At 56.8% G+C, this 2,626-nt stretch carries 3 protein-coding genes; all 3 read right to left on the reverse strand.

Features of this window, described 5'->3' with window-relative positions; all coding sequences use genetic code 11:
* Positions 1-82: 82 nt before the first annotated feature.
* Genes EXY20_RS39415 through istA form a run of 3 tightly spaced genes read right to left on the reverse strand, consistent with a single transcriptional unit; the run spans position 83 to position 2,460 of the window.
* Positions 83-235, reverse strand: a complete 153-nt coding sequence (locus EXY20_RS39415; protein ID WP_167859817.1) for a hypothetical protein — start codon at positions 233-235, stop codon at positions 83-85.
* Positions 236-253: 18 nt separating this feature from the next.
* A complete protein-coding gene (istB, locus tag EXY20_RS38655) occupies positions 254-1,006 on the reverse strand; it encodes an IS21-like element helper ATPase IstB (RefSeq protein WP_135557774.1) in 753 nt (250 codons plus the stop codon).
* The gene (gene istA, locus EXY20_RS38660; RefSeq protein WP_235886407.1) at positions 1,003-2,460 is read right to left on the reverse strand and encodes an IS21 family transposase; all 1,458 of its coding nucleotides are present in this window, start codon (positions 2,458-2,460) and stop codon (positions 1,003-1,005) included. Before istA ends, istB begins: the two co-directional genes overlap by 4 nt.
* Positions 2,461-2,626: the final 166 nt, after the last annotated feature.

Below are 2,626 nucleotides of genomic sequence, written 5' to 3' on the forward strand. Positions count from 1 at the left end.
TGTATTTCGTCAAGCAAAAATCCCCCAAATAATCGTGCATTTTTCCCCATCATAATCGTGGGGATTTTTCCACCAACCGAGCCTAAAAATCAGGCTCGGTCAGCTTACGGTAAAGCGTTAAATTGCCATCCACTAAGGCATCACGTTCAGCTTGAAGCCGCTGGATCTCTTCCCGCAATCGTTCGATGGCGGCTTCCATTTCTGCGATCCCGTTTTGCTCTGCTTGCAGGTTCATACGCGTTCCCTCTCTCATCTAGCGTTCTTTCATCAACGCATGCTTCATCCGGTAGCTCTCGCCTTCAAACACAAGCAAATGCCCATGATGCGCCAGGCGGTCAATCATCGCTGCAGCCATCTGGTCATCCGTGAATACAGAGCCCCACTTGGAAAATTCCAGATTCGTTGTAATGACCAGACTGCGGCTCTCGTAGCTGTCGGCTATGACGCGGAACAGCAGTTGCGCACCTTCCTTATCGACGGGAATGTAGCCCCATTCGTCCAGAATAAGCAGTTGCGCTCGCTGGATCTCGCTAAACAGACGCTCCAGCGTCCCGCCGCGCTTCGCTTCGCCCAGTCGCATCACAAGCTCTGCCACCGTGTAGAACTTCACCGTCATGCCCAGATCGCAGGCACGCAGACCCGCGGCAATCGCCAGATGCGTCTTACCCGTTCCGACGGGGCCATACAAGACCAGATTCCGCCGGGCCTCAATGAACGTGCCTTCCGTCAGATCGCTCCACTGCAAGGAACTCGGCAGCTTCACGCCATGACGCTCGTAGCCTTCCAGCGTTTTGTACACCGGAAATCCGGCGCGACTAAGCAGCCGGGCGCGGCGACTGCGTTCCCGGTTCTCCATTTCTTCGGTGAGGACGCGATGCAGAAATTCCTCCTGCTTCGGCGTGGCCTCGATCTCACAGAGCTGCACGGCACGCTGGCTGAGAACCAGCTTCTTGCAATAGGCCGAGATTTCCGCACGCAGCGCTTCTCTTTCCCGAACGACACTCATCGCCCTGCACCGCCTACGGTCTCCAGCATGCGATCATATACGCGAAGATCCACATGCGGACTTTCTTCCGGCTCAAAGGTGGAGAGCCGCGCGGCCAGCACCACGCTGTTTGCGCTGGTCAGCCGGCCAAGCCTTGTCGCTTCCTCCATCGCTGTAAGTGCGGTTTCAAATCCATAGCGCCCGGACAATTGCTCCATCGTCGCCAGCGTTTCTTTCAGTTCTGCGCGTTCCTGTCCGTCCAATTCGTCACGCAGCTTCTCAGGCAGCGCCTTCCGCAATTGGCTGTTGCGCCAAGCGCCGGGATTCTGCAGGAGGCGACTGAGCGTCGTCCGTACATCCACACTATCCGTCCGCTGCTTGCCGAAATGACGATGATGGACAGTGATTGGCTCGCCGCTTGGAAGCAGAGGTTCAATCGTGTGCGCACCGACCCGTACCGTGATCTCGCGGCCGGCCCATTCCGGCGATGCCGAGTAGAAGTGCTTGCCGTCGAGGGAGAACTTGCCGTACCCGTCCGTCTTCACGCGCGCATAGCGACAGGCTGCGAAAGGATGACGAGGGAGATACAGCAATGCTTGGCGGTCGTCTTCAAAGAGCTGCGCGATCGAATCGCCCTTCTTGTAGTGCTCGCGTTGCCAGTCCGCTTCGCAGCGTCTTAACAGCTCTTCGTTAAACGCCTGCACATCCGTCACACTCGGCAGCGGCACGAACAGATTGCGCCGGAAGTACCCGACCTTGTTTTCGACGTTGCCTTTCTCGTGACCCGCATAGGGATTGCAAAAGGTTATCTCGAAGCCATAATGCGCTTTGAACCGCAGGAACAGCTCTGCCATCTGGACGTTCTCGCTGACGCGACGCCCGACGCCGCTGGCATTGTCGAAGATGAGCCGCCCCGGCACGCCGCCAATTCGCTGGAAAATATCCCGCAGCCCGTGCGCCACACATTCGGCTGTCTCGCCGCCGAACAGTTGCGTGTAACCCGCGTTGCTGTAGGGGAAGCTGACGCACAGGAACTTGCTGCTTTTCTTTTCGCCGTCGGCATCGTAGATGTCCGCTTCGCCAAAGTCCACTTGCGCTTCACCCGGCGGCCACTCCAGCTCCAGCGTTCCTTCCTGGTGCCTGGCTTCACGGAGACTTCGCACATAGCGCTGCACGAGCGGATAGGAAGCGTCGTAACCGGGGACCTCCGCAACCAGCCGGTTGTGAATCCGTTGTGCGGTATGCCGCTGCTTGTACCGGTTTTTCCGATCCTCTTCCAACCAGCTTTGGATCATCGGCTTGTAACGATCCAGCTTCGAGGGTAACGTGGCCGCCACTTTCGGCTTCCGCTGTTCAAACGAATCCGACGCCATGATCTTTCTCGCCGTCTTCCGGTCAATCTGTAAACGCTGGGCGATTGCGCTCGGCCCCAGTCCCTTGCTCTGCATTTCCTTGATCGTCTCGATCTGGCTCATCTTCAGCATCTCCCCATCCGTCGCACCCTTCATCTACAACTACGATTAGGGTAGCTCAGGCGCTAGATTCGGTCCATTTTTCCCACGATTAAAGTGGGGAATTTTGCACGATTATTTTGGGGAAATCACTTTGATCATTTTGGGTATTTTTATTCTACCGTAGACA

This window comes from Paenibacillus cymbidii, from assembly GCF_004764705.1.
GTDB classification, from domain to species: domain Bacteria; phylum Bacillota; class Bacilli; order Paenibacillales; family NBRC-103111; genus Paenibacillus_AN; species Paenibacillus_AN cymbidii.

What these genes read in the sequence shown, in the direction of transcription:
- istB (WP_135557774.1), bottom strand. Translation starts at nt 1,006, where the DNA reads ATGAGTGTCGTTCGGGAAAGAGAAGCGCTGCGTGCGGAAATCTCGGCC.
- EXY20_RS39415 (WP_167859817.1), bottom strand. Translation starts at nt 235, where the DNA reads ATGAACCTGCAAGCAGAGCAAAACGGGATCGCAGAAATGGAAGCCGCC.
- istA (WP_235886407.1), bottom strand. Translation starts at nt 2,460, where the DNA reads ATGAGCCAGATCGAGACGATCAAGGAAATGCAGAGCAAGGGACTGGGG.